Source organism: Arthrobacter sp. UYP4 (genome assembly GCF_057291175.1).
This window is the reverse complement of the sequence record NZ_JBXAVU010000002.1, coordinates 305037-331112: the sequence shown is the minus strand read 5'-3', so window position 1 is coordinate 331112 and position 26076 is coordinate 305037. Positions and strand designations below refer to the sequence as shown.

The 26076-nt window shown below is 70.8% G+C and carries 27 protein-coding genes; 13 read left to right on the top strand and 14 right to left on the bottom strand.

Annotated elements, in window-relative coordinates; all coding sequences use genetic code 11:
• The first annotated feature begins 94 nt into the window (after window positions 1-94).
• The 4 genes from AC0Z9V_RS10280 to AC0Z9V_RS10265 are packed head-to-tail and all read left to right on the top strand — an operon-like array spanning window position 95 to window position 4288.
• Complete coding sequence (locus AC0Z9V_RS10280; protein ID WP_133081993.1) at window positions 95-1006, top strand: aldose epimerase family protein; 912 nt, start codon at window positions 95-97, stop codon at window positions 1004-1006.
• A gap of 34 nt (window positions 1007-1040) precedes the next feature.
• Window positions 1041-2372, top strand: coding sequence for an AI-2E family transporter (locus tag AC0Z9V_RS10275; RefSeq protein ID WP_485141437.1), 1332 nt, complete (start codon window positions 1041-1043; stop codon window positions 2370-2372).
• Between the two features lie 41 nt (window positions 2373-2413).
• Complete coding sequence (gene ilvA, locus AC0Z9V_RS10270; protein WP_133082267.1) at window positions 2414-3673, top strand: threonine ammonia-lyase; 1260 nt, start codon at window positions 2414-2416, stop codon at window positions 3671-3673.
• 12 nt (window positions 3674-3685) lie between these two features.
• A complete protein-coding gene (locus tag AC0Z9V_RS10265; protein ID WP_485141436.1) occupies window positions 3686-4288 on the top strand; it encodes a rhomboid family intramembrane serine protease in 603 nt (200 codons plus the stop codon).
• A gap of 6 nt (window positions 4289-4294) precedes the next feature.
• On the opposite strand, the gene greA is transcribed toward AC0Z9V_RS10265, so the two are convergent.
• Window positions 4295-4786 carry a transcription elongation factor GreA gene (gene greA, locus AC0Z9V_RS10260; RefSeq protein WP_133081996.1) on the bottom strand — a complete coding sequence of 164 codons (492 nt, stop codon included), beginning with the start codon at window positions 4784-4786 and terminating at the stop codon, window positions 4295-4297.
• A 204-nt stretch (window positions 4787-4990) separates the two neighbouring features.
• Window positions 4991-5425: a DUF4307 domain-containing protein gene (locus AC0Z9V_RS10255; protein WP_459267593.1), complete on the bottom strand. Its 435-nt coding sequence runs from the start codon at window positions 5423-5425 to the stop codon at window positions 4991-4993.
• A gap of 70 nt (window positions 5426-5495) precedes the next feature.
• Here AC0Z9V_RS10255 and mca point away from each other — a divergent pair, with 70 nt between their 5' ends.
• The gene (mca, locus tag AC0Z9V_RS10250) at window positions 5496-6419 is read left to right on the top strand and encodes a mycothiol conjugate amidase Mca (RefSeq protein WP_485141435.1); all 924 of its coding nucleotides are present in this window, start codon (window positions 5496-5498) and stop codon (window positions 6417-6419) included.
• 82 nt (window positions 6420-6501) lie between these two features.
• Window positions 6502-6819 carry a hypothetical protein gene (locus tag AC0Z9V_RS10245; RefSeq protein WP_485141434.1) on the top strand — a complete coding sequence of 106 codons (318 nt, stop codon included), beginning with the start codon at window positions 6502-6504 and terminating at the stop codon, window positions 6817-6819.
• 27 nt (window positions 6820-6846) lie between these two features.
• On the opposite strand, the gene trhA is transcribed toward AC0Z9V_RS10245, so the two are convergent.
• Complete coding sequence (trhA, locus tag AC0Z9V_RS10240; protein WP_208740665.1) at window positions 6847-7599, bottom strand: PAQR family membrane homeostasis protein TrhA; 753 nt, start codon at window positions 7597-7599, stop codon at window positions 6847-6849.
• A 182-nt stretch (window positions 7600-7781) separates the two neighbouring features.
• Here trhA and AC0Z9V_RS10235 point away from each other — a divergent pair, with 182 nt between their 5' ends.
• Together AC0Z9V_RS10235 and phoH2 are read left to right on the top strand one after the other, a co-directional pair.
• A complete protein-coding gene (locus AC0Z9V_RS10235; protein WP_133081999.1) occupies window positions 7782-8549 on the top strand; it encodes an isoprenyl transferase in 768 nt (255 codons plus the stop codon).
• Between the two features lie 279 nt (window positions 8550-8828).
• A complete protein-coding gene (gene phoH2, locus AC0Z9V_RS10230) occupies window positions 8829-10139 on the top strand; it encodes an RNA 5'-3' helicase PhoH2 (protein ID WP_485141681.1) in 1311 nt (436 codons plus the stop codon).
• A gap of 91 nt (window positions 10140-10230) precedes the next feature.
• On the opposite strand, the gene AC0Z9V_RS10225 is transcribed toward phoH2, so the two are convergent.
• Window positions 10231-10986, bottom strand: coding sequence for a hypothetical protein (locus AC0Z9V_RS10225; RefSeq protein WP_485141433.1), 756 nt, complete (start codon window positions 10984-10986; stop codon window positions 10231-10233).
• A 57-nt stretch (window positions 10987-11043) separates the two neighbouring features.
• Between AC0Z9V_RS10225 and AC0Z9V_RS10220 the strand changes: the two genes are divergently transcribed.
• Window positions 11044-11550, top strand: coding sequence for a prepilin peptidase (locus tag AC0Z9V_RS10220; RefSeq protein ID WP_459267597.1), 507 nt, complete (start codon window positions 11044-11046; stop codon window positions 11548-11550).
• A gap of 5 nt (window positions 11551-11555) precedes the next feature.
• Window positions 11556-12026, top strand: coding sequence for an NUDIX hydrolase (locus tag AC0Z9V_RS10215; protein WP_459267598.1), 471 nt, complete (start codon window positions 11556-11558; stop codon window positions 12024-12026).
• Window positions 12027-12105: 79 nt separating this feature from the next.
• Here the strand turns inward: AC0Z9V_RS10215 and AC0Z9V_RS10210 are convergent, their stop codons facing one another.
• From AC0Z9V_RS10210 to AC0Z9V_RS10190, 5 genes are all read right to left on the bottom strand, one after another.
• On the bottom strand, window positions 12106-13806 hold the full coding sequence (locus AC0Z9V_RS10210) for an MDR family MFS transporter (protein ID WP_459288320.1): 1701 nt from the start codon (window positions 13804-13806) through the stop codon (window positions 12106-12108).
• Complete coding sequence (locus AC0Z9V_RS10205) at window positions 13803-14465, bottom strand: TetR/AcrR family transcriptional regulator (RefSeq protein WP_485141432.1); 663 nt, start codon at window positions 14463-14465, stop codon at window positions 13803-13805. The genes AC0Z9V_RS10210 and AC0Z9V_RS10205 overlap by 4 nt, the downstream gene beginning before the upstream one ends.
• A 106-nt stretch (window positions 14466-14571) precedes the next feature.
• Complete coding sequence (locus AC0Z9V_RS10200) at window positions 14572-16047, bottom strand: class II fumarate hydratase (protein WP_133082006.1); 1476 nt, start codon at window positions 16045-16047, stop codon at window positions 14572-14574.
• Between the two features lie 22 nt (window positions 16048-16069).
• Entirely contained in the window at window positions 16070-16684 is a 615-nt protein-coding gene (locus AC0Z9V_RS10195; protein ID WP_485141431.1) for a carbonic anhydrase, read from the bottom strand.
• A gap of 26 nt (window positions 16685-16710) precedes the next feature.
• Window positions 16711-17448: a DUF4245 domain-containing protein gene (locus AC0Z9V_RS10190; protein ID WP_459288316.1), complete on the bottom strand. Its 738-nt coding sequence runs from the start codon at window positions 17446-17448 to the stop codon at window positions 16711-16713.
• A gap of 153 nt (window positions 17449-17601) precedes the next feature.
• On the opposite strand from AC0Z9V_RS10190, the gene glpX reads away from it, so the two are divergent.
• Together glpX and AC0Z9V_RS10180 are read left to right on the top strand one after the other, a co-directional pair.
• Window positions 17602-18654: a class II fructose-bisphosphatase gene (gene glpX / locus AC0Z9V_RS10185; protein WP_133082009.1), complete on the top strand. Its 1053-nt coding sequence runs from the start codon at window positions 17602-17604 to the stop codon at window positions 18652-18654.
• Window positions 18655-18711: 57 nt separating this feature from the next.
• Complete coding sequence (locus AC0Z9V_RS10180; protein WP_485141430.1) at window positions 18712-19755, top strand: lipid II:glycine glycyltransferase FemX; 1044 nt, start codon at window positions 18712-18714, stop codon at window positions 19753-19755.
• Here AC0Z9V_RS10180 and manA read toward each other — a convergent pair.
• From manA to AC0Z9V_RS10160, 4 genes are read right to left on the bottom strand one after another with little or no spacing between them, the layout of a single operon-like run.
• Window positions 19752-21107 carry a mannose-6-phosphate isomerase, class I gene (gene manA / locus AC0Z9V_RS10175; protein ID WP_485141429.1) on the bottom strand — a complete coding sequence of 452 codons (1356 nt, stop codon included), beginning with the start codon at window positions 21105-21107 and terminating at the stop codon, window positions 19752-19754. The two genes, AC0Z9V_RS10180 and manA, sit on opposite strands and share 4 nt — an antisense overlap.
• A gap of 49 nt (window positions 21108-21156) precedes the next feature.
• Complete coding sequence (locus AC0Z9V_RS10170) at window positions 21157-22761, bottom strand: LCP family glycopolymer transferase (protein ID WP_485141428.1); 1605 nt, start codon at window positions 22759-22761, stop codon at window positions 21157-21159.
• On the bottom strand, window positions 22758-23261 hold the full coding sequence (purE, locus tag AC0Z9V_RS10165; RefSeq protein WP_485141680.1) for a 5-(carboxyamino)imidazole ribonucleotide mutase: 504 nt from the start codon (window positions 23259-23261) through the stop codon (window positions 22758-22760). Before purE ends, AC0Z9V_RS10170 begins: the two co-directional genes overlap by 4 nt.
• Before the next feature lie 23 nt (window positions 23262-23284).
• Window positions 23285-24478, bottom strand: a complete 1194-nt coding sequence (locus AC0Z9V_RS10160; protein WP_244186169.1) for a 5-(carboxyamino)imidazole ribonucleotide synthase — start codon at window positions 24476-24478, stop codon at window positions 23285-23287.
• A gap of 317 nt (window positions 24479-24795) precedes the next feature.
• Between AC0Z9V_RS10160 and AC0Z9V_RS10155 the strand changes: the two genes are divergently transcribed.
• Complete coding sequence (locus AC0Z9V_RS10155; RefSeq protein ID WP_485141427.1) at window positions 24796-25356, top strand: GtrA family protein; 561 nt, start codon at window positions 24796-24798, stop codon at window positions 25354-25356.
• Here AC0Z9V_RS10155 and AC0Z9V_RS10150 read toward each other — a convergent pair.
• Window positions 25331-26065, bottom strand: coding sequence for a TIGR03089 family protein (locus AC0Z9V_RS10150; protein WP_459267607.1), 735 nt, complete (start codon window positions 26063-26065; stop codon window positions 25331-25333). The genes AC0Z9V_RS10155 and AC0Z9V_RS10150 overlap by 26 nt on opposite strands.
• Window positions 26066-26076: the final 11 nt, after the last annotated feature.

Sequence of the window (26076 nt, the reverse complement as noted above, 5' to 3'; positions counted from 1 at the left end):
AGTCCGAACTAAAACGAACAAAACTTATCATAGGGGGACATGCCAGTGCCGGGAATCGATCGGAGGTCGCGACAACCGGCGGTAGCATCGCAGCATGACGCACTCCCGGCTCGCCAGCGGCACCAACCACATCCTGCGGGCCGGCTCCTCGACGGTCGTCGTCGCCAGCCTCGCCGCCGCCCTGCGGTCCTACGAGCGCGACGGCGTCGCCCTCACGGAGACCTGGGGCGACGGCGACATCCCGGCCGGGGGCGGAGGAATCCTCCTGGCGCCCTGGCCCAACCGCATCGCCGGAGGCCGCTGGACCCTCCACGGCAAGGAGCAGCAGCTCGACATCACCGAACCCTCGAAGGGCAACGCCAGCCATGGGCTCCTGCGCAACACGGGCTACCGGGCCGTCGATGCCGCTCCGTCGCGCGTGGTCCTGGAGGCGGAGGTGTTCCCCCAGCACGGCTACCCGTTCCACCTGGTGCACCGGGCCACCTACGAGCTCACCCAGGAGCAGCTCACCGTCACCCAGGAGCTCACCAACCTCTCGGACGACGCCGCCCCGTTCGCGCTCGGTGCCCATCCCTACCTCAGGATCTCCGGTGTCGCGACGGAGGAGCTCACCCTGACGGTGAAGGCGCACGAGATGTTCGAAGCGGACGACCGGTCCATCCCGACGGGGAAGGTCGCCGTCTCCGGGGACTCCGACCTGCGCGAGGGCCGGCGCGTCGGGGACCTCGGCATCGACACGGCCTTCACCGCCCTGGAGCAGGTCGGCGGCCGGCACGAGCATGTTCTCGCCGCGCCGGACGGCCGGCGCGTGACGCTGTGGGCCGACGCGTCGTTCGCCTACGCGCACATCTTCGTGAGCACGGTCTACCCGGGTGTGAGCACGGCCGTCGCGATCGAGCCGATGACGGCGCCGGCCGATGCCTTCAACTCGGGGGAGGGTCTTCGCTGGCTCGACCCGGGCGCGTCGTTCTCCGCCGAATGGGGCATACTGCCAGGTCTCGGATAGGGAGCGCCAGGGCCTTCTATGGAAAGATTGGCCCATGCAGCGTCTCCCCGGAGCGAATCCCCAGCGCGCCATCCAGCGCGCCGTGAGCCGCGGCGCCGCCGCGCTGCCCGACCCGCTGCCACGGCAGCCTGCTGAGCTCCGGCAACGCCCGCGACCCGACGACCGCAACGACGTCCCCTTCGCGCTGCGCGTGGCCGCGTCCTGGTCCTGGCGGCTGGGGCTCGTCATCGTCATCGGGGGCGTGCTGATCTACCTGCTCGGCAGGGTCTCCCTGCTCGTCATCCCGCTCATGATCGCAGGGCTCCTCGCCGCGCTCCTCCTGCCGCTGAAGAAGGCGCTCCAACGACGACGGGTGCCGGACGGCCTGGCCGTGGCGATCACCCTCGTCGGCTTCTTCGGACTCATCACGGCCGCACTCCTCCTCGTCGGACGGCAGCTGGCGCTGGGGTTCGGCAGTCTGTGGGGCGAGGCCCGCGCCGGCATCCAGCAGATGCTGGACTGGTTGGCGCAGGGACCCCTGCAGCTCACGGCATCGCAGATCGACCGGTACCTGCAGGACCTCGGCGACGCAGCACAGAACAACAGCGCCTCGATCCTCAGCGGCGCGCTGTCCTTCGGGACCACGGCGGGCCACGTCGCCGCGGGCTCGCTGCTCACGGTGTTCGCCCTCATCTTCTTCCTGCTCGACGGCGGGCGCATCTGGCGCTTCGTCGTCGGACTCGCACCCGTCCGCGCCCGGGCGGCCGTCGACGGCGCGGGTCGCAGGGGCTGGACGTCCATGGCCGGCTACGTCCGGGTCCAGATGCTCGTGGCCGGCGTCGATGCGATCGGTATCGGCGTCGGTGCGGCGATCATCGGTGTCCCGCTGGCCCTGCCGCTCGGCGTCCTCGTGTTCCTCGGGTCCTTCATCCCCATCGTCGGCGCGCTCGCCACGGGGTCCGTCGCCGTCCTGCTCGCCCTGGTCGCGAACGGCTGGGTCAACGCCCTCGTGATGCTCGCGATCGTCCTCCTGGTCCAGCAGCTCGAGGGGCACGTCCTGCAGCCCCTGATCATGGGACCGGCCGTCGCACTGCACCCGCTCGCCGTCGTCCTCGCGGTGGCCGGCGGCACGCTCCTCGCGGGCATCCCGGGTGCCCTCTTCTCCGTCCCGATCCTCGCGGTCCTCAACACCTCGGTGCGCTACATCGCCCAGCGGGCGTGGGAGTACGATCCGGTCGTCGCCCCGGGTGCCCTGCCGCGCAGCGGAGGGTCCGGCATTAGCAGGCCGGCGACGACGGAGGACATGCTCCCGTCGTCACCGGCCAGCACCCCGGAACCTCCCGCCGCCCAGCCGGCGACAGCCCTCCAGGAAGAGATCTCCCAGTGACCGAGCAGACCGTAGCAACCACCCCCACCGCGACCACCGTGCTGGACTTCCCCGACGGCACCGACCTCCCGGTGACCCTCGCCGACGTCGAGGCCGCCCAGCGTACCCTCGAGGGCGTCATCGCCCGCACGCCCATCGAGCAGTCACGGGCACTCGGACGGATCACGGGATCCAGCGTCTCGTTCAAGTGCGAGAACCTCCAGCGGGCGGGGTCCTTCAAGGTCCGCGGCGCGTACAACCGGATGGCGCAGCTCACCGAGGCGGAGCGCGCCCGCGGCGTCGTCGCCGCGTCCGCAGGCAACCACGCGCAGGGCGTCGCCGTGGCCGCCGCCCGGCTCGGCATCGCCGCCCGGATCTACATGCCCCTCGGGGTGGCCCTGCCCAAGCTCGCCGCGACGCGCGGGCACGGCGCAGAAGTGGTGCTGCACGGGCACAACGTCGACGAGGCGCTCGCCGAGGCCAAGAAGTACGCCGACGAGACCGGCGCCGTCTTCGTCCATCCGTTCGACAACGTGGATGTCGTGGCGGGGCAGGGGACGCTCGGTCTCGAGATCCTGGAACAGGTGCCCGACGTCGACACCATCCTGATGGGTGTCGGCGGTGGCGGCCTCCTCGCCGGCGTCGCCGTGGCCGTCAAGGCGCGTGCGAAGGAGCTCGGCCGGGAGATCCGCATCATCGGCGTGCAGGCCGAGAACGCGGCGGCCTATCCGCCCTCCCTGGCCGCCGATGCCCTCGTCCCCCTGACCAAGGTCTCGACGATCGCGGACGGTATCGCGGTCGGCCGCCCCGGCCAGCTGCCCTTCTCGATCATCCGGGAACTCGTGGACGACGTCGTGACCGTCAGCGAGGACTCCCTCGCGCGGGCGCTGATCTTCCTGCTGGAGCGTTCGAAGATGGTCGTCGAGCCCGCGGGCGCCGTGGGGGTGGCGGCCCTGCTCGACGGGAAGCTCACCGAGAACGGCGCACGACCCGGCAACACCGTCGTCGTGCTCTCGGGCGGCAACATCGATCCGATGCTCATGCTGAAGGTGATCCAGCGCGGACTCGCCGCGGCGGGCCGCTACCTCGTGGTGCGCATGCTGCTCGACGACCGGCCCGGCTCCCTGGCCACCATCTCCCGGATCATCGCCGAGTCGGACGCCAACGTCACCGGTGTGGACCACACCCGGGTGGGCGGATCCATCAGCATGGGCGACGTCGCGATCACCATCAACATGGAGACCAAGGGCGACGAGCACTGCGAACAGGTCCTCAGCAACCTGCGCGCGGAGGGCTTCCAGCCCCAGGTCATCCAGGGCTGAGGAGCCTCGACGATGACACCCCTCGCCCGGCGGGCCCGGACGGGGCTGGTCACCGTGGTTGGCCTCGTCGCCGTGATGTGGGCGGCGCTCCTCCTGGACGCGGCCCTCGGGAACGGCCTCGTGCGCACCCTCGGGATCGCACCGCGGCGGCTGGAGGGTCTCGACGGCGTGGTGTTCGCTCCACTGCTGCACTCCGGCGCGGGGCACCTGGCCGGCAACACCCTCCCGCTGCTCGTCCTCGGGTTCCTGGCCTTCCTCGAGGGCGCACGCCGCTTCCTCGTGGCGATCGGCGTCAGCTGGGTGGCCTCGGGCCTCGGCACGTGGCTCTTCGGCGGAGGACTGACGATCGGGGCGTCGGGCGTCGTCTTCGGCCTCTTCACCTACCTCGTCACGCGCGGGTTCTACAACCGGGACTGGAAGCAGATCCTCCTCGCCGTCGTCCTGTTCGCCGCCTACGGATCCATCCTGTGGGGCATCCTGCCGGTCGTCGGTACGAACATCTCCTGGCAGGCGCACCTCTTCGGCGCGCTCGGCGGCGTACTGGCTGCGTTCCTGCTCAGACGGGAGCGGCCCGTCCCCGGAGGGACGGACCGCTCCTGGTCCGGGCAGGGCTAGCCGGCCTCAGCCGACGTACGGGGTCGCCGAGATGATCTCGACGGTGATCTGCTTGCCGTTGGGCGCGGTGTAGGTGACGGTGTCCCCGGCCTTCGTGCCCTGGATCGCGGCGCCCAGCGGGGACTTCTCGCTGTAGACGTCGATATCGGTGTCGCCGGCCACCTCGCGGCTGCCGAGGAGGAAGTTCTCGACGTCGCCCGCGATCTTCGCGGACACCATCATGCCGGGCTCGACGACGCCGTCGTCGGCGGGTGCCTCGCCCACGTGCGCGTTGTTCAGCAGATGGGTGAGCTGCCGGATGCGTGCCTCGGCCTTGCCCTGCTCCTCCTTGGCGGCGTGGTAGCCGCCGTTCTCCTTGAGGTCGCCCTCGGAGCGGGCCTGCTCGATGCGGGCCACGATCTCGGTGCGGCCGGGACCGGACAGGTGCTCCAGCTCGCTCTTGAGTCGGTTGTAGGACTCCTGCGTGAGCCAGGCGACGGGTGCGCTGTGAGTGGACACGGGATATCTCCTTCGGTACGGCCTCCACCGGTCGGGGCGGGGCGTGTGGTCGCTTCACCGGGGAAGGGCGGGGCCGTCACCACCGGCAAGCAAACACCCCGCCTCCTGGGACCGGAAGGCCGGTGCACCGGTGAAGCGGGGCGATACGTATCCCTCCAGTCTAGAGGGGGGAGGGCCATAACCCAAGAAGGTCGGCTTCCGGGCTCAGTCCCCGACGATCCAGCAGGCGTTGACGCCACCCGAGACGGCAGGCGAATCGGTGCGGACATCGACGCGATGAGCGGTGGTGCCGCCGTCGTTCACGCCCTCGTCGGCGCTGTTCGGACCGATGGTGACCACCTTCCAGCCGACCACCGCGTAGTTCTCGCTCAGCACCTGGACGGCGCACTGGGCCGTGTCCGAGCGGTCCTTCGTCACTTCGAAGTCGACGCCGGCCCGGCCCTCCGAGGAGAGGGAGAACCCGACGTCCTTGGAGGAGACGGCGGGGCTCCCGGTGGTCAGGGCGACGGCGGCGACCGCGGCCACGGCCGCCAGGACCGCCGCGACGACCAGCATCCGCACGCGGCCCATCGGCTTCTTCGGCTTGGGGGTGCCGTAGCGATTGGCTACTCTTGGTGTTGGCGTATCGGCGGAGCTCACGCTGCCATTTTACCGTCCCCACGGCGGCCCCTCCGGCCGTCCCCTTCCCGCATCGAGCCAGGAGCACGTGTTGTCGAGCCAGGACCATCCCCGCGTGTCCCAGAAGGGCTTCCGCCTCCTCGCGGTCCATGCCCACCCCGACGACGAGTCGAGCAAGGGCGCGGCCATGATGGCCCGCTACGTCGCGGCAGGAGCGGAGGTGCTGGTCGCGACCTGCACGGGAGGCGAGCGCGGCGACATCCTCAACGCGGCGATGGACGACGACGCGCATGGCAAGCGCGACCTCCCCGGCCTGCGCCGGATCGAGATGGCGCGGGCCGTCGCCGAGCTCGGCGTGCAGCAGCGGTGGCTCGGCTTCACCGACTCCGGGCTGCCCGAGGGCGATCCGCTGCCCGACCTGCCCTTCGGCTGCTTCGCGCTCCAGCCCCTCGAACGCGCGGCGGCTCCGCTCGTGAAGCTCGTCCGCGAGTTCCGTCCGCACGTGATCATCAGCTACGACGAGAACGGCGGCTACCCGCACCCCGACCACATCATGGCGCACCGCGTGGCCGTCGAGGCGTTCGACGCCGCGGGTGATCCGGAGCGGTATCCCGGGACGGGTGAGCCGTGGGCGCCGGCCAAGCTCTACTACGACCGCGCCTTCAACCCCGAGCGCTTCCGTGCGCTGCACTTCGCGCTCGAGGAGGCGGGCCTGCAGTCGCCGTACGCCGAGCGGCTCGCGCAGTGGCTGGAGGCGGACGCCGAGGGCCACCAGCCTCCCGCCCCCGTGCACCCCACCACCACCCAGATCGACTGCGGCGACTTCTTCGGGCACCGGGAGCGGGCTCTCCTCGCGCATCGGACGCAGGTCGACCCGGAGGGCTTCTTCTTCGCCGTGTCGGTCGAGCTGCAGCAGAAGGTGTGGCCGTGGGAGGACTACTCCCTCATCACGTCGCGGGTCGGGTCCTCCCTGCCCGAGGACGACTTCTTCGCGGGCATCACGCCGGAGTCCTAGGTCCGCGGTCGACTTCTATCCCGCGTAGAATTGCTGGCGGCGGGCTGCTCGGCCCGCCGCGAGCTCCGAAAGTGGTGGATGCGTGTTCCCTTCCCTCAGCCTGGCTGCAGCGACGACGCCGTCGGGCGACCCGACGCTGAAACCGGGGCTGGATCCGTCCTCGGTGACGCCCGGCACACTGGGTTTCCTGGCGACGCTGTTCGTCGTCGTCCTCGTGATCTTCCTGATCCGGGACATGGTCAAGCGCATCCGGCGCGTCCGCTACACCGCGGAGGTGGAGCAGGCACGTGCGGAGCGCGGGAGGACGGACGGTACGCCCGACGGGGAGGCCCGGTTCCGGGGCCCGGACGACATCGGCCGCCCAGGGCCGGGCGGGACGCACGGCCCGGACAACCGCTGACGACGCTCGGGCAGGGCTGCGTGCCGGTCAGGCCCGGATCGGGTCCGTCACGGCGAGCATGATCGCGATGAAGTGGGCGGCGAAGGCCGCCACCGTGAAGGCATGGAAGAGTTCGTGGAAGCCGAAGAGGCGCACCGAGAAGTTGGGGCGCTTGATCCCGTAGAACACCGCCCCGGCGATGTACAGGACGCCGCCGACGCAGATCAGGACGGCCGCGGGCACGTTCGCGGCGAAGAAGTCGGGCATGTAGAACACGGACGCCAGGCCCAGGGCCACGTAGACCGGCACGTAGAGCCAGCGCGGTGCGTGGACCCACAGGTTGCGGAACAGGACGCCGGCGATCGCGCCGCTCCAGATGATCCACAGCAGCGTCCCGGCCTTGCCGCGCTCGAGCAGCGCCCAGGCCAGCGGCGTGTAGGAACCGGCGATCACGAGCATGATGTTCGTGTGGTCCAGCCGCTTCAGGACCACCTTGACGCCGGGACTCCAGCTGCCGCGGTGGTACACCGCGCTCACGCCGAAGAGCAGCACCCCGGTCAGCGCGTAGACGGCGGAGGCGATCCGGAGTCCCGGGGTCGGGGCCAGGACCACGAGGACGATCCCGGCCGCGACGGCCAGGGGGGTGGCGACGGCATGGATCCAGCCCCGCCAGAGCGGCTTGGTCGCGATCGCGTCCGCGAGGGGACCGGCCACCGCGTCCACCGCATTCCCGAGGGCCGTGTCAGGGCTGCCGGCGGGATCCGGCGGGCCCGGGACGGGGGCGGGACGGCGCGGGGTCATGCCTCGGATTCTAGCCGATCCGAAGCTATGTTACCCACGGGTAACCTCTGGTCCACGGGCACCGAACGTCCCTGGTCGGCCTGGTGTCAGGCAACTGCCGGTACGGTAGGAGGGGGCACAGGGAGCCCGCATCGAGAATCTCCTCCGGCCGGGCCGGAGCCGACCAGGGGAGGCAGCCGGGCGTGACGTGGAAGTTCCCCGAGGTCGGCTACAGCTTCTACGAGCGCAGGCTGCAGCGACACCTCGCGCCCGAGCGCATCCCGCACCACATCGGCGTCATGGTGGACGGCAACCGTCGGTGGGCGAAGCTCGCGGGTGCGCCGACGAGCCACGGGCACCAGGCCGGCGCGGACAAGATCCACGAGTTCCTGGGCTGGTGCGAGGAACTCGGCGTCGACGTCGTGACGCTGTACATGCTCTCGACGGACAACATGGGCAGGCCCCAGGAGGAGATCGACCAGCTCCTCGACATCATCGCGAACACCCTGGACCGGCTCGGCGAGAGCAACCGGGTGCGGGTGCAGCCCGTGGGCGCCCTCGACCTCCTGCCCGACGACCTCGCGGAAAAACTCGTGGGCCTCGCGGCATCGACCGAGAAGATCGACGGCCTCCACGTCAACGTCGCCGTGGGGTACGGGGGCCGGCGGGAGATCGTCGACGCCGTGAAGGAACTGATGCGCGACGCCGCGGCGAAGGGCATGTCCCTCGAGACCCTCGCCGAGGAGCTGACGGACCAGCACATCTCGTCCTTCCTCTACACGCGCGGCCAGCAGGATCCGGACCTGGTGATCCGGACGTCCGGCGAGCAGCGGCTCTCCGGGTTCCTGATGTGGCAGAGCGCGTACAGCGAGTTCTACTTCTGCGAGGCGCTGTGGCCCGATTTCAGGCGCGTCGACTTCCTGCGGGCGCTGCGGGACTTCGGCCGCCGCCAGCGCAGGTTCGGGTCCTGAGAGTTCACCGGACCGTAATGATCGACATGCCGGAGAGACCTGCGCCGCGTCTCCGGACGGCGTAGGGTCTAGCCATCGGGTGGCGTTCAGATCCCCCGATGGAAGGCCGCTGATGACGCCGACGGTGCTGACAGGCATCTCGTACGAGTCGGGGAGGCCGCGACCGGCCTCCGGGCCGGATCGTCCACCCCACCCTACGAATTCGGGGTGTGCGCACCCCGGAGCGGAGTTTCTGTGGCTACAACCACCACGTCCCGCCAGGACGCGACCACCGGGACCATCGACACGGCCGCGGCGGCCGGCCGTCACAGCTTCGTCCTCGACACATCGGTCCTGCTGTCCGACCCCCGTGCGATCCTGCGGTTCGCCGAACACGAGGTGATCCTGCCCGTCGTCGTCATCTCCGAACTGGAGGGGAAGCGCCACGACCCCGAGCTCGGGTACTTCGCACGGAAGGCCCTTCGGCTGCTGGACGACCTCCGGGTGGAGAACGACGGACTCGACAGGGAGATCCCCATCGGGGACGAGGGCGGGACGCTGCGCGTCGAACTCAACCACGTCTCACCCGAGGTGCTGCCCGTGGGTTTCCGCAGCGGTGACAACGACTCGCGGATCCTCGCCGTGGCCAAGAACCTCGCCGTCGAGGGACGGGACGTCACGGTGGTCTCGAAGGACCTGCCGATGCGCGTCAAGGCGTCCGCGATGGGCCTGCGGGCCGACGAGTACCGCAACGAATTCGTGAAGGACTCCGGCTGGACGGGCGTGGCGGAACTCGAGGCGACGGTCGAGGAGGTCAACGCCCTGTACGACCACGCAGCCGTCTTCACCCCGGGAGCGGCCGAGCAGCCGGTGAACACGGGCGTGATCATGCTCTCCCCGCGCGGCTCCGCGCTGGGACGGGTCGGGACGGACAAGCAGGTACGGCTCGTCCGGGGCGACCGTGACGTCTTCGGGCTGCACGGGCGTTCCGCCGAGCAGCGCCTCGCGATCGACCTGCTGATGGACCCCGAGGTGGGGATCGTCTCCCTGGGCGGCCGGGCGGGTACCGGCAAGTCCGCCCTGGCCCTGTGCGCGGGCCTCGAAGCGGTCCTCGAACGGCGGGAGCACCGCAAGGTGGTGGTCTTCCGCCCCCTCTACGCCGTGGGCGGGCAGGAACTCGGGTACCTGCCGGGCAGCGAGAACGAGAAGATGAACCCCTGGGCGCAGGCGGTCTTCGACACGCTCGGGGCCCTGGTGTCGCAGGAGGTCGTCGAGGAGGTGATGGACCGCGGCATGCTCGAGGTGCTGCCGCTCACCCACATCCGGGGCCGCAGCCTGCACGACTCCTTCGTGATCGTCGACGAGGCGCAGTCCCTCGAGAAGAACGTGCTGCTCACGGTGATGAGCCGCATCGGGCAGAACTCGAAGATCGTCCTGACCCACGACGTCGCGCAGCGCGACAACCTGCGCGTGGGACGGCACGACGGCATCGCCGCCGTCGTCGAGATCCTCAAGGGCCACCCCCTCTTCGGGCACGTCACCCTGACGCGGTCCGAGCGTTCGCCGATCGCGGCCCTCGTCACCGAGCTGCTGGAGGGCTCGGAGATCTAGGCACGCAGGACCGGGCGTCCGCCGGCGTCGTCCCGCCGGCGGACGGAGGTCCGGTCCGGGCAGGGGAACCGGTGTGGACCCCGGAAGGGGTTCAGCCGACGACCCAGGGGACGTGCCGGCTCACGTCGCTGAGCTCCGGGGGCGCGGCGCGGAAGTAGTCGTCCGTCAGGTACTCGTCCACCCCGAGGATCTGGAGGTCGTGGCCGGCGCCCCGCGCCGGTCCGTCGAGGGCCGTCGTCGAGACGCAGACCGCCGTGCCGAGGTCGATGGCGACACGCGTCGCGCCGGGCCCCACGAGCGGCCTGCCCGGAGCGGCGGACACGTACGAGGCGTTCGGCCGGACGGTCGCGGTGAGGACGGGCCGGCCGGCGAAGCTCCCCTCGGCGAGGTCCTCCACCTGCACGCGCTCGGCGCCGGGGAACGCCATGGCCACCGGGGCGTTGCCCGCGAGCTCGACGGGATCGAGCATCGACGACCAGCGCGGATCGGCGAACACCGCCTCGCCGTAGGCCGCCTCGGGCCGGCGCCGCACCAGCCCGGCGTCGTCGTACACGGGTGTCACGAGGCGCGGCGCCAGGAGCCACGACTTCCGGGTCGCGCTGACGTAGAGCGCGTCGCGGGAGGTCTCGTTGCCCGTCGTCGAATGCAGCAGCGAGCCGTCCGCGGCTTCCACGCGGAGCGCCGCGGGCCGGCGGAGCCAGGCCTTCAGGGGTGCGGGGGTGTCGAGGCCCTGCTCCGACGGCGCGCGCCACGTGATGGTGAACCGGAGGGTCTCCCAGCGCCAGGGGGAGGAGCGGCAGAGCGAGCGGAACGTCTCCTCGGAACTGGAACTGTGCTGGGCCGACATTGCCACAGTCTAACCGGCTGCCCCTCCCGGGATCAGGGGGTCGCGTAGCGTGGGGGCGTGATCGTCGTGCTCAGCGGATACCTGGGGGAGGAGCCCGTCGCCTTCGCGTTCCTGGCCCTCGCACTCGCGGCCTTCGTCGTCGTCGGCCTGCGGCTGGGCGTGATCGACTGGCGCACGCACAGGCTCCCGGACCGGATCGTTTTGCCCGCCTATCCCGCGGCCGTCGCCCTGCTCGGGGCAGCGGCGGGGACGGCAGGGGAGTGGTACCGGATCATCGGGATGGGAGCGGGCGGAGCCCTGCTGTGGGCCGCCTTCGCAGCGCTGCACCTGCTCTTCCGGCGGGGGCTGGGTCTCGGCGACGTGAAGCTCGCCGGACTGCTGGGCCTCTATCTGGGGTTCGCGGGCTGGCCGGGACTGTGGTGGGGACCCGTCGTCGCCGTCGTGCTGGCCGGGGCCTGGAGCCTCGCGCTCGTGGCGTCGCGCCGGGCGACCCTCCGCAGCTCCGTGCCGTTCGGGCCCTTCCTCATCACGGGAGCGGCCCTGGCGCTCGCCGTACTACGCTGAAACCCGTGGCCACCCCGGAATTCGTCCTCGCCCTGCGCAGCAAGATCGGCCACGACCCGTTGTGGCTGCCCGGCGTCGGCGGCGTGGTGTTCGACGACGCAGGGCAGGTGCTCCTCGGCCGGCGCGCGGACAACGGCCGGTGGGCCATCATCACGGGCATGGTCGATCCGGGCGAGCAGCCGGCCGTCGCGCTGCGCCGGGAGGTGGAGGAGGAGACCGGCGTCGTGGTCGAGGTCGAGCACCTGCTCGCCACCGGCGTCGACGGTCCCGTCACCTTCCCCAACGGCGACGTGTGCACCTTCCTGACCCTCGACTTCCGGTGCCGGTGGGTGAGCGGCACCGCGCGCGTCAACGACGACGAGTCCCTCGACGTCCGCTGGTTCCCGCCGGACGCGCTGCCGCCCCTCACGCCACGGCACCTCGCGCTGATCCGGCAGGCGGAGGCGTTCGACGGGCTGACCCGCTTCGTCCGCTGACGCCGCTGACGACGCCGGCCCGGCAGCCCTCCGTCCGAGGGGCTGCCGGGCCGGTGAGGGGCTCGGGTGCGTGCGCGGGTCAGGACCCGGGCCGCTCCGAGGAGGTGTCGCGAGGCACCCCGAACTGCGGGTCCGACGGCGTGGCGGCGACGGCCACCCCTGACGAGCGTCCAGCGGACGCCGCCGCGGCACGCTCCCGCTCCAGGCGGTCCGCTTCCTCCCCGCCGATCGCCTCCCCGCGGGCGACCATGCCCGAGGTCTCGGACAGCGGGATCTCCCGCAGCAGGAGCGCGAGCACCAGGGCGATCACGAGGAACGGCACGAGATAGAGGAACACGGGGGCCAGGGACTCCGCGTAGTCGCTCACGACGGCTTCCCGCAGCTGGGCGGGCAGTGCGTTCAGGGCCGCCGGGTCGAGGGTCGAGGTCGCCTCGCCGGCGGCCTCGGGGCTGGCGCCGGACGCCGCGAACGTCTCCCGCAGCCGCTCGGAGAGGCGGCTGGTGAAAATCGCCCCGAAGACGGCGACGCCGAGCGACGCACCGACCTCGCGGAAGTAGTTGTTGGTGCTCGTCGCGACACCGACCATGGTCGGCGCCACCGAGTTCTGCACCACGAGGACGATGACCTGCATGATGAGGCCGAGCCCCGCACCGAAGAAGAACAGCATGGTGCAGATGACCCAGATGGGGGTGTCGGCGGTGAGCGTGGACATCCAGAGCAGCGTTCCGAGCGTCAGCGAGACACCGATGATCGGGTACTTCCGGTACCGGCCGGTGCGGGAGATCGCGATGCCCGAGAAGATCGACGTTCCCATGAGACCGACGATCATCGGGACGAGGAGCAGGCCGGAGACGGCCGCCGAGGTGCCCGACGCCATCTGGAGGAAGGTCGGCATGAAGGCCAGGGCGGCGAACATGCCGAGGCCGAGGGTGAGCCCGATCCCGGTGCTGGTGACGAAGGTGCGGTTGCGGAAGAGCCCGAGCGGGATGATGGGATCCTCCGCGCGGCGTTCCACCAGGACGAAGCCGACCGCCGCGAGGACCATGCCGGCGCCGAACGTCCACGTGAGCGGTGAGGTCCAGCCCTCGGCGGCGTCTCCGCCGAAGTCCGTGAAGAAGATGAGGCAGGTCGTGGCGACGGACAGCAGGACGACGCCGGGGATGTCGATCCGCCGGGTGGCCTTCTTCGACGGCAGTCGCAGGGTGAACCAGGCGATGGCGAAGGCGGCGATCCCGACCGGGATGTTGATGTAGAAGGCCCAGTTCCAGGTGAGGTGGTCCACGAAGTAGCCGCCGAGGAGGGGGCCGGCGACGGCGCTGAGGCCGAAGATGCCGCCGAGGGGTCCCATGTACTTGCCACGCTCGTTGGCGGGGACGATGTCGGCGATGATCGCCTGGGAGAGGATCATCAGGCCGCCACCGCCGAGGCCCTGGATGGCACGGAAGACCACGAAGGCCCAGAAGTCGGTGGCGAAGGCGCATCCGACGGAGGCGATCGTGAAGAGTGCGATGGCGAAGAGGAAGAGGTTGCGCCGTCCGAGGACGTCGCCGAACTTCCCGTAGATCGGCATCACGATGGTGGTGGCCAGCAGGTACGCCGTCGTGATCCACGTCTGGTGCTCGACGCCGCCGAGCTGGCCCACGATGGTGGGCATGGCCGTGGAGACGATGGTCTGGTCGAGGCTGGAGAGCAGCATCCCGGCGATGAGCGCCGAGAAGATGATCCAGATGCGCTTCTGCGTCAGGAGGAGCGGGCCGTCCGGCGCCGTCGTTGTACTCATGCTGGTTCCTGGTTCTGCGAGAGATCGGGAGTGGGGTCAGGGGAGGGGAAGAGGTAGCGCAGGCCGTCGACCATGCGGGAGAACACCTGCGCGTAGGTCGACTCGTTGCCCTCGGCGAAGAACTCGTCGAGGGACCGGCGGGCGAGCTCGCCGAGGACGACGGTCGCGACACGGGCGGTGGGATGACCGGCGGGCAGGCCCTCGCGCGTGGCGATGAGCTCGGTCAGGAGCTGGGACTTCGACTCCGCCCGCGCGAACATCCGCGCCAGGAGCTGTGGCTCCCGATGGAGCACGGCGGACATCGTCGCGTACTCCTCGCGCGAGATGCTGATGCGGCTGCCGAAATCCACGAACAGGGTGGTGAGGGCCTCGAGGAGGGGGACCGGCGGGGTGGTCCGGCCGGAGTCGACGAAGTCCGCCAGCAGCTCCTCCGACAAGCCCTCGTCCGCATGCCCGAGGACGGCGTCCTCCTTGGAGGGGAAGTAGTTGAAGAACGTCCGGCGGGAGATGCCGATCTCCTCGCACAGCTGCTCGACGGTGAACCCGTTGAGGCCGTGCTCGAGGGTCAGGCGGCGGGCGGTGGCGACGAGCGATGCCCGGGTCCGGCGGCGCTTGCGCTCCCGCAGTCCCATGCCGTCACTTCTTGCACTGACACTCATGGAGTACATATTTGCACTCGCATGCGAATGGTGCAAATTGACGACGGGCAAGGAAAAGGGGCGCACCACTGCGTGGTACGCCCCCGGTCCTCCGACCTGCTGCGGGTCAGGCCTGCGGCGGCCGCGTCATCGACAGCACGTCGAGGGCCGAGTCCAGCTGCTCCTCGGTGAGCTCGCCGCGCTCCACGAAGCCGAGCGCGACCACGGCCTCACGCACCGTGAGCCCCTCGGCGACGGCCTTCTTCGCGATCTTGGCCGCGTTCTCGTACCCGATGTGCTTGTTGAGCGGTGTGACGATCGACGGCGACGCCTCGGCCAGGAAGCGGGCCCGCTCGACGTTCGCGGTGATGCCGTCGATCATGCGGTCGGCGGAGACCCGCGTCGAGTTGCTGAGCAGGCGGATGGACTCGAGCACGTTGCGGGCGATCACGGGGATGCCGACGTTGAGCTCGAAGGCGCCGTTGGTGCCGGACCAGGCCACCGTGGCGTCGTTGCCGACGACCTGGGCGCAGACCATGAGCACCGCTTCGGCGATGACCGGGTTGACCTTGCCGGGCATGATCGAGGAGCCGGGCTGCAGGTCGGGGAGGGCGATCTCGCCGAGGCCCGTGTTGGGCCCGGACCCGAGCCAGCGCAGGTCGTTGTGGATCTTGGTGAGCGAGACGGCGATGGTCCGCAGCATGCCCGAGACCTCGACGAGGGCATCGCGGTTCGCCTGGGCCTCGAAGTGGTCGCGGGCCTCGGTGAGCGGCAGCCCGGTGTCCTCGGCGAGGAGCTCGATGACGCGCGCCGAGAACCCCGCGGGGGTGTTGATGCCGGTCCCGACGGCGGTGCCGCCCAGGGGCACCTCGGCGACGCGGGGCAGCGATGCCTGGATACGTTCGATCCCGTAGCGCACCTGCGCCGCGTAGCCGCCGAACTCCTGGCCGAGCGTGACCGGCGTGGCGTCCATGAGGTGCGTCCGGCCGGACTTCACGACGGTGCTGAACTCCTCGGCCTTACGCTCCAGCGCTTCGGCGAGGTGCGCCAGGGACGGGATGAGGTCCTTGACCAGTGCGGAGGTCGCCGCGACGTGGACCGAGGTCGGGAAGACGTCGTTGGAGGACTGCGACGCGTTGACGTGGTCGTTCGGGTGGACCGACGTGGTGCTGCCGGCCGCTTCCAGCGCCCGGGTCGCAAGGGTCGCGATGACCTCGTTGGCATTCATGTTCGACGACGTGCCGGAACCGGTCTGGTAGATGTCGACGGGGAAGTCGCCGTCGTACCTGCCGGAGGCCACGTCCTCCGCTGCCGCCTCGATGGCCCGGGCGCGCTCCTCGTCGAGCACGCCGAGTTCGGCGTTCGCCGTCGCCGCGGCCTTCTTGATGCGGGCGAGGGCCTCGATGTGGGCCCGCTCGAGCGTGGTGCCGGAGATCGGGAAGTTCTCGACGGCACGCTGCGTCTGTGCGCGGTACAGGGCGTCGACCGGGACGCGCACCTCGCCCATCGTGTCGTGTTCGATGCGGTACTGCGCATCCTCCGTGCCGGGCGTCGCGCCGGTCGTGGAGCTGGAATCAGGGCTGGCTGCAGGCGTTGGAGTCATGCGGCAATTCTCGCCTTCTCCGCTACAGTGCGCCAAATCCCGACACGAGCACGGCCTTGCCCTCGTCGAGGCGGTAGGAGACGCCGATGACGGCGACGGAACCGTTCTCCACGGCCTCCGCGATGACCCGCGAGCTGTCGACGAGCCGCCCCGAGGTCTGCTTCGTGTGCTCGATGACCGTCGCGTTGATGTCGGTGATGCCCTCCCTGCGCGCCGTGAGGACGGACGGCGTGATGCGCTCCACGAGGTCGCGGATGAATCCGACGGGCATGTCCCCGGTCTCGACGGCGTTCATGGTCGCCGTGACCGCCCCGCAGCTGTCGTGGCCGAGGATGACGATCAGCGGCACGCCCAGGACGCTGACGCTGTACTCGAGCGAACCGAGGACGGCGTCGTCGATCACCTGGCCGGCCGTCCGCACCACGAAGACGTCGCCGAGGCCGAGGTCGAAGATGATCTCCGCCGCCAGGCGCGAGTCCGAGCAGCCGAAGATGACGGCGAACGGGTTCTGGTCGTTCACGAGGGCCGTGCGGCGGGAGGCGTCCTGGTTGGGATGGGAGACGTCGGAGGCGACGAAGCGCGCGTTGCCCTCCTGGAGTCGGAGCCAGGCCGCGGCGGGCGTCAGTAGCTGAGTCACGCCGCCCACTGTACTGGTCCGGTCCGTCACGATCCGTCCGTGTCGGAAGATGACAGGCGCTCGGCCTCCTCGACCGCGTTCTGCCGCACGTCCTCGATCACCGCACCGCCGAGGGTGTCGAACTCGGTGAGGGACGCCTCGCCGTTCAGGACCACCGTGGCGCCGTCGACCTCGGACGTGAGCACGGTGTCGCCGTCCGGCGCGTCGAGGAGTTCCCACTCCAGCCCGCCGATGGACCGCGTGCCCGACACCTGGGCATCGCCCACGCGCTGCGCCAGCCAGGTGGGGTTGGCGTCGTCGGTCTGGGTCAGCTGGATGAAGCCGCTGTCCGCCGTGAGGAAGCCGACCTCCCAGAAGTCGACGCCGTCGCTGCGGCCGGTCACCCAGCGGGCGTAGTTCGAGGACCAGCCGTCCGGGAGCCCCGGCGAGGCCGGCAGGTAGCCAGCGTCACCCGCGGCCTGCCGCGCGACGGTCGCGACGTCGACGTCGCGCCGGTAGGTCTCGGCCGTGTAGGTCGGATTCAGGAAGTAGACGGGCAGGACGACGGCGATGGTCGCCCCGGTCGCGATCAGCATGCCGCGGGCCGTCGAGCTGGCACGCTTCGCCTGGTTCGGCGTCAGGGTGATCGGGGGAGCGTCGTCGTCCAGGTCGTCGACGGACCGCGCGTCGCCGCCGGGCCGCGGCCCGCCCGGTACGGCCGCCTGCGCGCCGGAGGGGCGGGTCTCGGGGTCCGGGGTCGTCCGCTCATCGCTCGAATCGCTCACCCGTCCATTTTCGCTGATGCCCGGCGCCCCGCCTAACCGGAAGGGCCGCGCGGACGCGTACGTATGCAGCGTCACAGGTCCGGGGGCGCCGGGCCAGCCTATGATGACAGCACGGAACTGATACGTCCGCGTACTGCCTGACCACCTTCGACGATGAGGATAGCCGTGTCCCAGAACGCAACGAATGCCCAGTACTCCACACTGTCTCCGGCGCTGGCCGTCGGGGACGACGAACCGGACCGGAACCTCGCGCTGGAACTCGTCCGCGTGACGGAGGCCGCGGCGATCGCGGGCGGCCACTGGGTCGGCTTCGGGGACAAGAACCTCGCCGACGGCGCGGCGGTGGACGCCATGCGCTCCCTGCTGCAGACCGTCCACTTCAACGGCGTCGTGGTGATCGGCGAGGGCGAGAAGGACGAGGCGCCCATGCTCTTCAACGGTGAGCGCGTGGGTGACGGCAGCGGACCCGAGTGCGACGTCGCCGTCGACCCCATCGACGGCACCCGCCTGACGGCGCTCGGCATCAACAATGCGCTGGCCGTGCTCGCGGTCGCCGAGCGTGGCTCGATGTTCGACCCCTCGGCCGTGTTCTACATGGAGAAGCTCGTCACCGGCCCGGAGGCCGCGGACATGGTGGACCTGCGCCTGCCGGTCAAGCAGAACCTGCACCTCATCGCGAAGGCGAACGGCAAGAAGGTCAGCCAGCTCAACGTCATGATCCTGGACCGGGACCGCCACAAGCCGCTCGTGGAGGAGATCCGCGCCGCCGGTGCGCGCACGAAGTTCATCATGGACGGCGACGTCGCCGGGGCCATCGCGGCCGCCCGGGAGGGCACCGACGTCGACGCCCTCATGGGCATCGGCGGCACTCCGGAGGGCATCGTGGCGGCGTGTGCCATCAAGTCCCTCGGCGGCGTCATCCAGGGCAGGCTCTGGCCCACCAGCGACGAGGAGAAGCAGAAGGCCCTCGACGCCGGCCACGACCTCGACCGGGTGCTCTCGACCAACGACCTCGTCACGAGCGACAACTGCTACTTCGCCGCCACCGGCATCACCGACGGCGACCTGCTGCGCGGCGTGCGCTACAGCAAGGACAAGGTCCTCACGCAGTCCATGGTCATGCGCTCCAAGTCCGGCACCATCCGCGTGGTCGACGGCGAACACCAGGCCCACAAGTGGGAGACCTACGCCCGCATCAAGGACTAGCGCCGCGGGCGCGCGGCCGGCGCGGGAACCGCCCGTGCGCCCCTATAGGCTGGTCGGATGAGCCTTTCCGTAACGCCCTGCTCCGACCGCGCCCTGTGGGACACCACCGTCGAATGGCTGGGAGGCCATCCCCAGCAGCTGTGGGGCTGGGGCCAGACGAAGGCGGCGCACGGCTGGAGCGTCGACCGGGTGCTCGTCGCCGAGGACGGTGCGGTCATCGCTGCAGCGCAGATCGTCCTCAAGTCCCTGCCGCTCCCGCTGCGGAACCTGGCCTACATCCCGCGCGGTCCCCAGACCGATCCGGGGCGGGAGGTCGAGGTCCTCGAGGCCGTCGCCGGGTACGTGCGTGCCGCCCACCGTTCCGTCGCGCTCTCCATCGAACCGGACTGGGACGCCACGAGCGGCGCCGTCCTCGCCCTGCCCGCCGCAGGCTGGAGGCCGAGCACGAACACCATCCTCATCGGGCGCACGCTCATCCTCGACCTGCACCGGTCGGAGGAGGAACTCCTGGCGGACATGAGCAAGAAGCACCGCCAGTACATCCGCAAGTCCGGGCGGGAGGGCCTCGGGATCCGGCGGGTCGTCCGCAGCGAGATCGCTGCCTGCCTCGACGTCTACCGGCTGACGGCGGAGCGCGCGGGGTTCGGGATCCACGAGGACTCCTACTACCTGGACATCTTCGACAATCTCGGCGACGCCTCGCCGGTGTACGCGGCCTTCCACGGCGAGGACGTCGTCGCGTTCCTGTGGCTCTCCTCGACGGACACCACGAGCTTCGAGCTCTACGGCGGCATGACGGACGAGGGCGAGCGGCTGCGCGCGAACTACGCGCTGAAGTGGTTCGCGATCTCCGAGATGAAGGCGCGCGGGGTCCGGCGCTACGACTTCAACGGACTGCTGAACGACGGCGTCTCCCGCTTCAAGATGGGCTGGGCGCACCACGAGGACCAGCTCGCCGGCACCTGGGACCTGCCGCTCTCGCCGTTCTACCCGCTGTTCAGCCGTGCGCTGCCGCTGGCGAAGCGCGGCATGCAGGTGGCGCGCCGGCAGGGCGGTCGCCTCCTCGGCAGGGTGCGGCAGGTGCGGGCGGGACGTTCCTAGCGGGCAGGCGTCCCGCCGGCCGTCACGGCGAAGGCCAGGACGGGGCCGCCGGTGGCCCCGTGGGCGTCGGCCGCAGGGCGGACGACGAGCGGCGCCTCCGATGCGGCGACGAAGGCGCTGCCCCCGCGGGGGACCGACAGGGTCGAGTTCGGGGTGTCCAGCAGGATCGGTCCACTGACCGCGAGGACCACCACGGGCCCGTTCTGGACCACCGGCACATGGGCGGGAGCGACACTCGCGCCGGCCGGCAGTGGGCTGTCCGCGCGGTCGTCGTCGCCCCCTGATCCGCCCGCGGGATCCGCAGCGGGGTCCGCCAGGACGATCCGCTGGAGCTGGAACTCGTCGAAGGGCGGGCGGTACAGCTCCTGGTCGAGCAGCGAGTACTCGGGGGACAGGGACGGCGGGGCGAGGGGCTCGAAGACCACGGTGGACAGCAGTTCCGCGGCGTCGACGTGCTTGGGCGTGAGTCCTCCGCGGAGGACGTTGTCCGACGACGCCATGACCTCGATGCCCAGTCCGCCGAGATAGGCGTGGATGTTGCCGGCCGGCAGGTAGAGGGCTTCCCCGGGCCGGAGCGCCACGCGGTTGAGCAGCAGCGCCACGAGCACACCCGGATCTCCGGGGTACTGGGCCGACAGCTCGCGGACGGTGGCGATGTCGCCGTCGAACCCATCGGCCCCGTCGGCCCCGGCCGGCCCTCCGCTCGCCCGGTCGGCCACCGCCGCCTCGACGTCCGCCACCACCTCCTGCGGCGCCTCGAGCAGCAGTGTGAAGGCCGTCCGCAGAGCCTCGCCGCTTCCTGCTGCGAGCTGCGCGGCCACCGTGTCGAGCAGGTCCTGCGCGGCAGAGCCGGGTCCGACGGCCGAGGCCAGGAACGTGAAGATCCCCACCGCCTCCGGCAGCGGGCGGAAGCCGCAGAGCGCGTCGAAGGACGTCAGCGCGAAGATCAGCTCCGGCTTGTGGTTCCGGTCGCGGTAGTTGCGGTGCGGAGCATCCTGCGGGACGCCGGCGGCCTCCTCGGCGTCGTACCCCGCCGCAGCCTGCGCCAGACTCGGGTGCACCTGCAGTGACAGCGCGGAACCGGCCGCGAGCACCTTGAGGAGGAAGGGCAGTCGCCCGTCGAAGCGTGCGGCCACGGCCTCGCCCAGGAGCCTGTCCGGGTCGTCGGCGATGAGGTCGTGGAGGCTGGTCCGGCCCCCGTCGGGCTGTACCACCTGCGACGGCGAGTCCGGGTGGGCGCCGACCCAGAGCTCGGCCTCGGGTCCACCCGAGGGTTCCCTGCCGAGCAGGTCCGCGATGGCGCGTTCCGAGCCCCAGGCATACGGGCGGAGGGTGTTCTCCAGGAGGTACATCGTTTTCCGTCCTTCGGCTCGGGGTGGTCGTCGGGCTCGCCGCAATGGGTCAGGCGGGGGAGCACTCGCCGTTGTCCGACAGCAGCTCACCGAGGGTGAGGTCGTCGCCGATCGTCGCGAGTTCCTGCAGGTATTCCTCCGTGATGCCGTCGTCCGTGGTCTGCGCCGGGACCCGGGCCGGAGTGTGCGCGGTGCTGTGCACGGGGGTCCGTGAGACGACGCCGGCGCGGTCGAGCTGCAGCACGCCCGCTGCCGCGGGGTCCGCGGCGCCCTGGGCGAACATGTCCTGGACGCGGCTGTGGATGACGTCGAACTCCGGGTAGGTGACGAAGTTCTCGGCGGGCGTGCCGAAGTCCGGCGGGCCGATGGTCAGGCGCCGGGTCTCCTGGTCCTTCGCCTTCAGTCCGAGGTCCACGAAGCTCGCCAGCTGGTCCTGGGGGATGTCCGTCTCGACGATCTGCGTCCCCGCCGCGGCGATCGACTGGAAGCGGGTGAGCACGGTCGCGGGATCGAGCTGGGCGATCATGGCCTGCTGGACGCACTGCTGCCGTGCGATGCGGTCGTAGTCGGTGACGAATTCCCGCGACCTCGCGTACCAGAGGGCGTGGTACCCGTCGAGGGTCTGGACGCCGGGGCGGATCCAGCCGTCGGGCGGGTAGTGGCGGATGGGATCCGTCCCGGGGATCTCCGCAGCGGTGATCGGCACCCAGCCGCCGGCATCGATCCGGATGCCGCCCATGGCGTCCACGAGCTGCTCGAACCCGCCCATGTCGACGAGGAGGTAGGCCTGCACCTCGATGCCCAGGACCCCGCTCGCGGCATCCATCATCGCCTCGGCTCCTGGATCCTCGGCGTCGGGGTACAGATCCGCATAGTTCTGCGTCACGTCCGTGTACAGGCTGTTGATGATGCAGGGATCACCGCAGTTGTACCCGTCCGGGTAGATCTCCCAGAGCGGGGAGTCCTCGGAGAACAGGGCGTTCTGGAAGTTGCGCGGGATGCTGAACGTCACGGTCGCGCCGGTCTCGGCGTCCACGCTGATCACGGAGATGCTGTCGGGCCGCCGGCCGGTGCGGTCCTCGCCGGCGTCGCCCCCCATGAGGAGGAAGTTGTAGCGCCCGTCCACGGGGTCGAAGGCCGGACCGGACTGGAAGATGGCCCCGACCGTGGAGCGGCCGACGCCGAGGACGTAGGCGCCGTAGGCGAGGGACCCGCTGGTGAGAACCATGAGGAGCGCCAGGGCGCCGGCGACCAGGGGACGGACGCCGCGATCCAGGAGGGGCATCCGGATCAGCCGCAGGGTGTTGACGAACAGCAGCGCCCAGGCGAGCGCGATACCGAGCAACGCCGCGATGAGGACGAGGGACCACCAGCGGTGGGTCAGGACGCCGACCACGAGGGTGCGGTTGGTCAGGGCCAGGACCAGGCCGGCGAGGACGAGCGCCCAGCAGGTGAAGGTGGTCCGCAGCGCACGGCGCCCGAGCCGGCGGTCACCCGCGACGACCTGCGCGGAACCCGGCAGGACGAGCGTCATGGCCAGCAGGACGAAGGCGCGCTTGGTGCGCATCGCGGGCGGCGCCACCTGCGGGTACCGCACCGGATCGGTGAGCTCGGGAGCCCGCCGGCCGCCGCGGACGTGCGCACCGGTCGTCATGCGTCGCCCGCCATCGACGCCGCGATCCGGGACCGGAGGGCGGCGCCCTTGTCCTCGGCCGTCTCGCGGAGCGCGTCCGCGAACTCCACGAGCCGGCGGCGTAGTTCCTGCGCCTGCGGGTCGGTGCCTGCCGCGAGCATGCGGACCGCGAGGAGGCCCGCGTTCCGTGCGCCGCCGATGGACACGGTCGCGACCGGGACGCCCGCGGGCATCTGGACGATCGACAGCAGGGAGTCCATGCCGTCGAGGTAGCGCAGGGGCACCGGGACCCCGATCACGGGCAGGGGTGTGACCGATGCGAGCATCCCGGGGAGGTGCGCCGCACCGCCCGCGCCGGCGATGATGACCCGCAGGCCACGCTCGTGCGCGGCCCGCCCGTAGTCGATCATGGCCGCGGGCATCCGGTGGGCGGACACGACGTCGGCCTCGTAGGGGATGGAGAACTCGGCCAGGGCCGCAGCGGCGGCCTCCATGACCGGCCAGTCCGAGTCCGAGCCCATCACAAGGCCTACCTGGGCGTTCGTCACTGCGTTCCCTTCGGTGATTCCTGGTCGGCGGAGGGCTGGTCGGTGCCGTTCCGGAGTATCGCGGCGACCCTCGAGGCCCGGGCGCGGACGTCGGCGAGGAGCTCCCCCGGAGCTGCCAGCGCGTTCACGTGGCCGATCTTGCGGCCCGGACGCACGTCCTTGCCGTAGAAGTGCACTTTAGCCGATGGGCCTGAGGACAGCGCCGACCGGTAGGCGCCGTAGATGTCGGTGTTCGGGCCTCCGAGGACGTTCTTCATGACGGTGGAACGGCTCACGGGGTCGGTGGCACCGAGGGGGAGGTCGAGGACGGCCCGCAGATGCTGCTCGAACTGGCCGGTGATGGCCCCGTCCATGGTCCAGTGCCCCGAGTTGTGGGGGCGCATCGCGAGTTCGTTGACCAGGTAGCCTGCTCCGGCTCCGGGGGTCTCGAACAGCTCCACCGCCATCACGCCGGTCACGCCCAGCGCCTCGGCGAGGCGCAGGGCCGCAGCGGTGACGGCGTCGGCGAGGTCGTCGGACAGCTCCGGCGCCGGCGCGATCACCTCGTCGCACACGCTGTCCACCTGGATGGACTCCACGACGGGCCAGGCAGCGGCTTCCCCGGACGGGCGCCGGGCCACCAGCACCGAGAGCTCCCGGCTGAAGGGCACGAACTGCTCCACCAGCAGCTCCCCGCCCGTGAACCAGGTGTCCGCGGCGGCAAGGGCGGCGGCGTCGCGCAGGACCAGGACGCCCTTGCCGTCGTACCCGCCGCGGGGGGTCTTGAGCACCACGGGCCAGCCCGTGGCGGCCGCGAAGTCCTCGACCTCGGCAGGGTTCCTGACCGCCCGCCAGCGGGGATTGGGCAGGCCCAGGTCCTCGACCGCCCGCCGCATCACCAGCTTGTCCTGGGCGTGGCGGAGCGCCGCCGGTGCGGGATGGAGGGACACGCCCTCGCGGGCAAGCTCCTCGAGGAGCTCGCCCGGAACGTGCTCGTGGTCGAACGTGACGACGTCGACGCCCGCTGCGAAGGCGCGCAGCACCTGCGGGTCGCGGTAGTCACCCACCTGGGCATGGGCCACGGCGGCCACCGCGGAGACGTCGGGTCCCTCCGCCAGGACGCGGAGCTCGAGTCCGAGTTCCACTGCTGGTCCGGCCATCATGCGAGCGAGCTGGCCGCCGCCGACGACGCCTATCACGGGAAAAGTCACCATCACAGGGTACCTACGGCCTGGGCGGACCCGGTCATCGGTGTACGTACGGGTCCCCGTCGACGGTGGTCCGGGGACCGGGGAGGGGCGGCGCGATCAGCCCACGTCCAGGCGTCCTGCCAGCGGGCCACCAGGGGTCTAACAGGACGGCGTCGGTCCCGAGACCGTAAAATGGGTCGAAACACGCCATGCAAAGGTCAGCCGGGGTGGCTCGCTCTGCTGGCCGCTGTCGCGGTCGGTCCTGGAACCGCGGGGAATCCCGTCCCGCGGTGCACGGTGTCCATCCCCAGACCGCGGAGGTTGCAGTGGCAGGACTCATGGATCGGATTCGGGGCCTCGCATCCCTCTTCTGGCGCGAAGTCGCGAAGTTCGGCGCGGTCGGTGGAGTGGCGTTCGTCATAGACAACGGGCTGTACTGGTACCTGATCCACGGACCGATGAGCGGCAGCGAGGTCAAGGCACGCTTCGTCTCCGCCGGTGTCGCCACGGTCTTCGCCTGGGTCGCCAACCGTTACTGGACCTTCCGGCACCGGCGGCAGCCGAATGCCGCCCGCGAACTCGTCATGTTCGTGTTCATCAACGTGATCGGCATGGGCATCGCGGCGGGCTGCGTCTGGGTCGCCAAGTACGTGTTCGACATCACCGAGCCGAGTCCGCTGTTCCTCGTCGGGATCTTCGGCACCGTGCTCGCCACCTTCGTCCGGTTCGTCGCCTACCGGTTCTGGGTGTTCAACGTGGAGCTCGACGACGAGCCCGAGTTCAGCCACGACCAGGAGCTCCTCCACCCGCGGAGCACTCCCGCAGAACCCGGCGGGCAGGGGAGCCGCATCTCCGGTGGGGGCGGCGAACCGGTCAGGCAGTCCCCAGCCGGCCCGTGACGCGCTCGCCGGCCAGCAGGCGCTCCGTCACCGGGACACCCTCCTCCACGAGGACCAGCGTGCCGTCCTGCTGCCAGACGGCAAGGGCAGCAGCGAGGGCGCGGAGGAGATCCGCTCCCGGTTCGAGCAGCACCGTCGGCGCCTGACCGGCACCGGCGGGCAGGACCACCGACCGGTCCAGGTCGTCGCCCGTCAGGGCCCGCCCGTCGGCCCGCAGGAGAGGCGCGGCCGCGTCGGCGTCCGCGCCGAAGAAGGCATCACCCTGCGAGCGCACCTCCGCGGCGAAGTCGACGGCGCCACGCGGCAGCGGGCCGTCCCACCCGAGGGCGAGGGACCCGAGTGCCACGCACACGAGCTGTCGTGGCGGTTCCACCGGCGCGGAGGCGTCGGCGGACAGGACGATGTCGGCGTCGTCGGTGCCGAGGCCCGTCGCCGGGCCGCCCCCCGGCAGGACGACGAGGCAGCCGGTCCGCCAGCAGGCGAAGGCGAGGGCGAGCGACTTCCAGTGGACCGGCAGGTCGACGGCGACCGTGGTCCCGTCGGTCGCATCGAGTTCGTCCGCCAGCAGGTTGGCGCTCTTGGCCACCCAGTTGTCGAAGACACGGCCCGAGAGCTCGATCCGACCCTCCTGTCCGTGCCAGACGAGGCGGGGGGAGGAGGAGCTGACCGAGCGCATGCGGGCGAGGATCCCTGCGGGTGTCTGTGGCATGATGCTTCTTC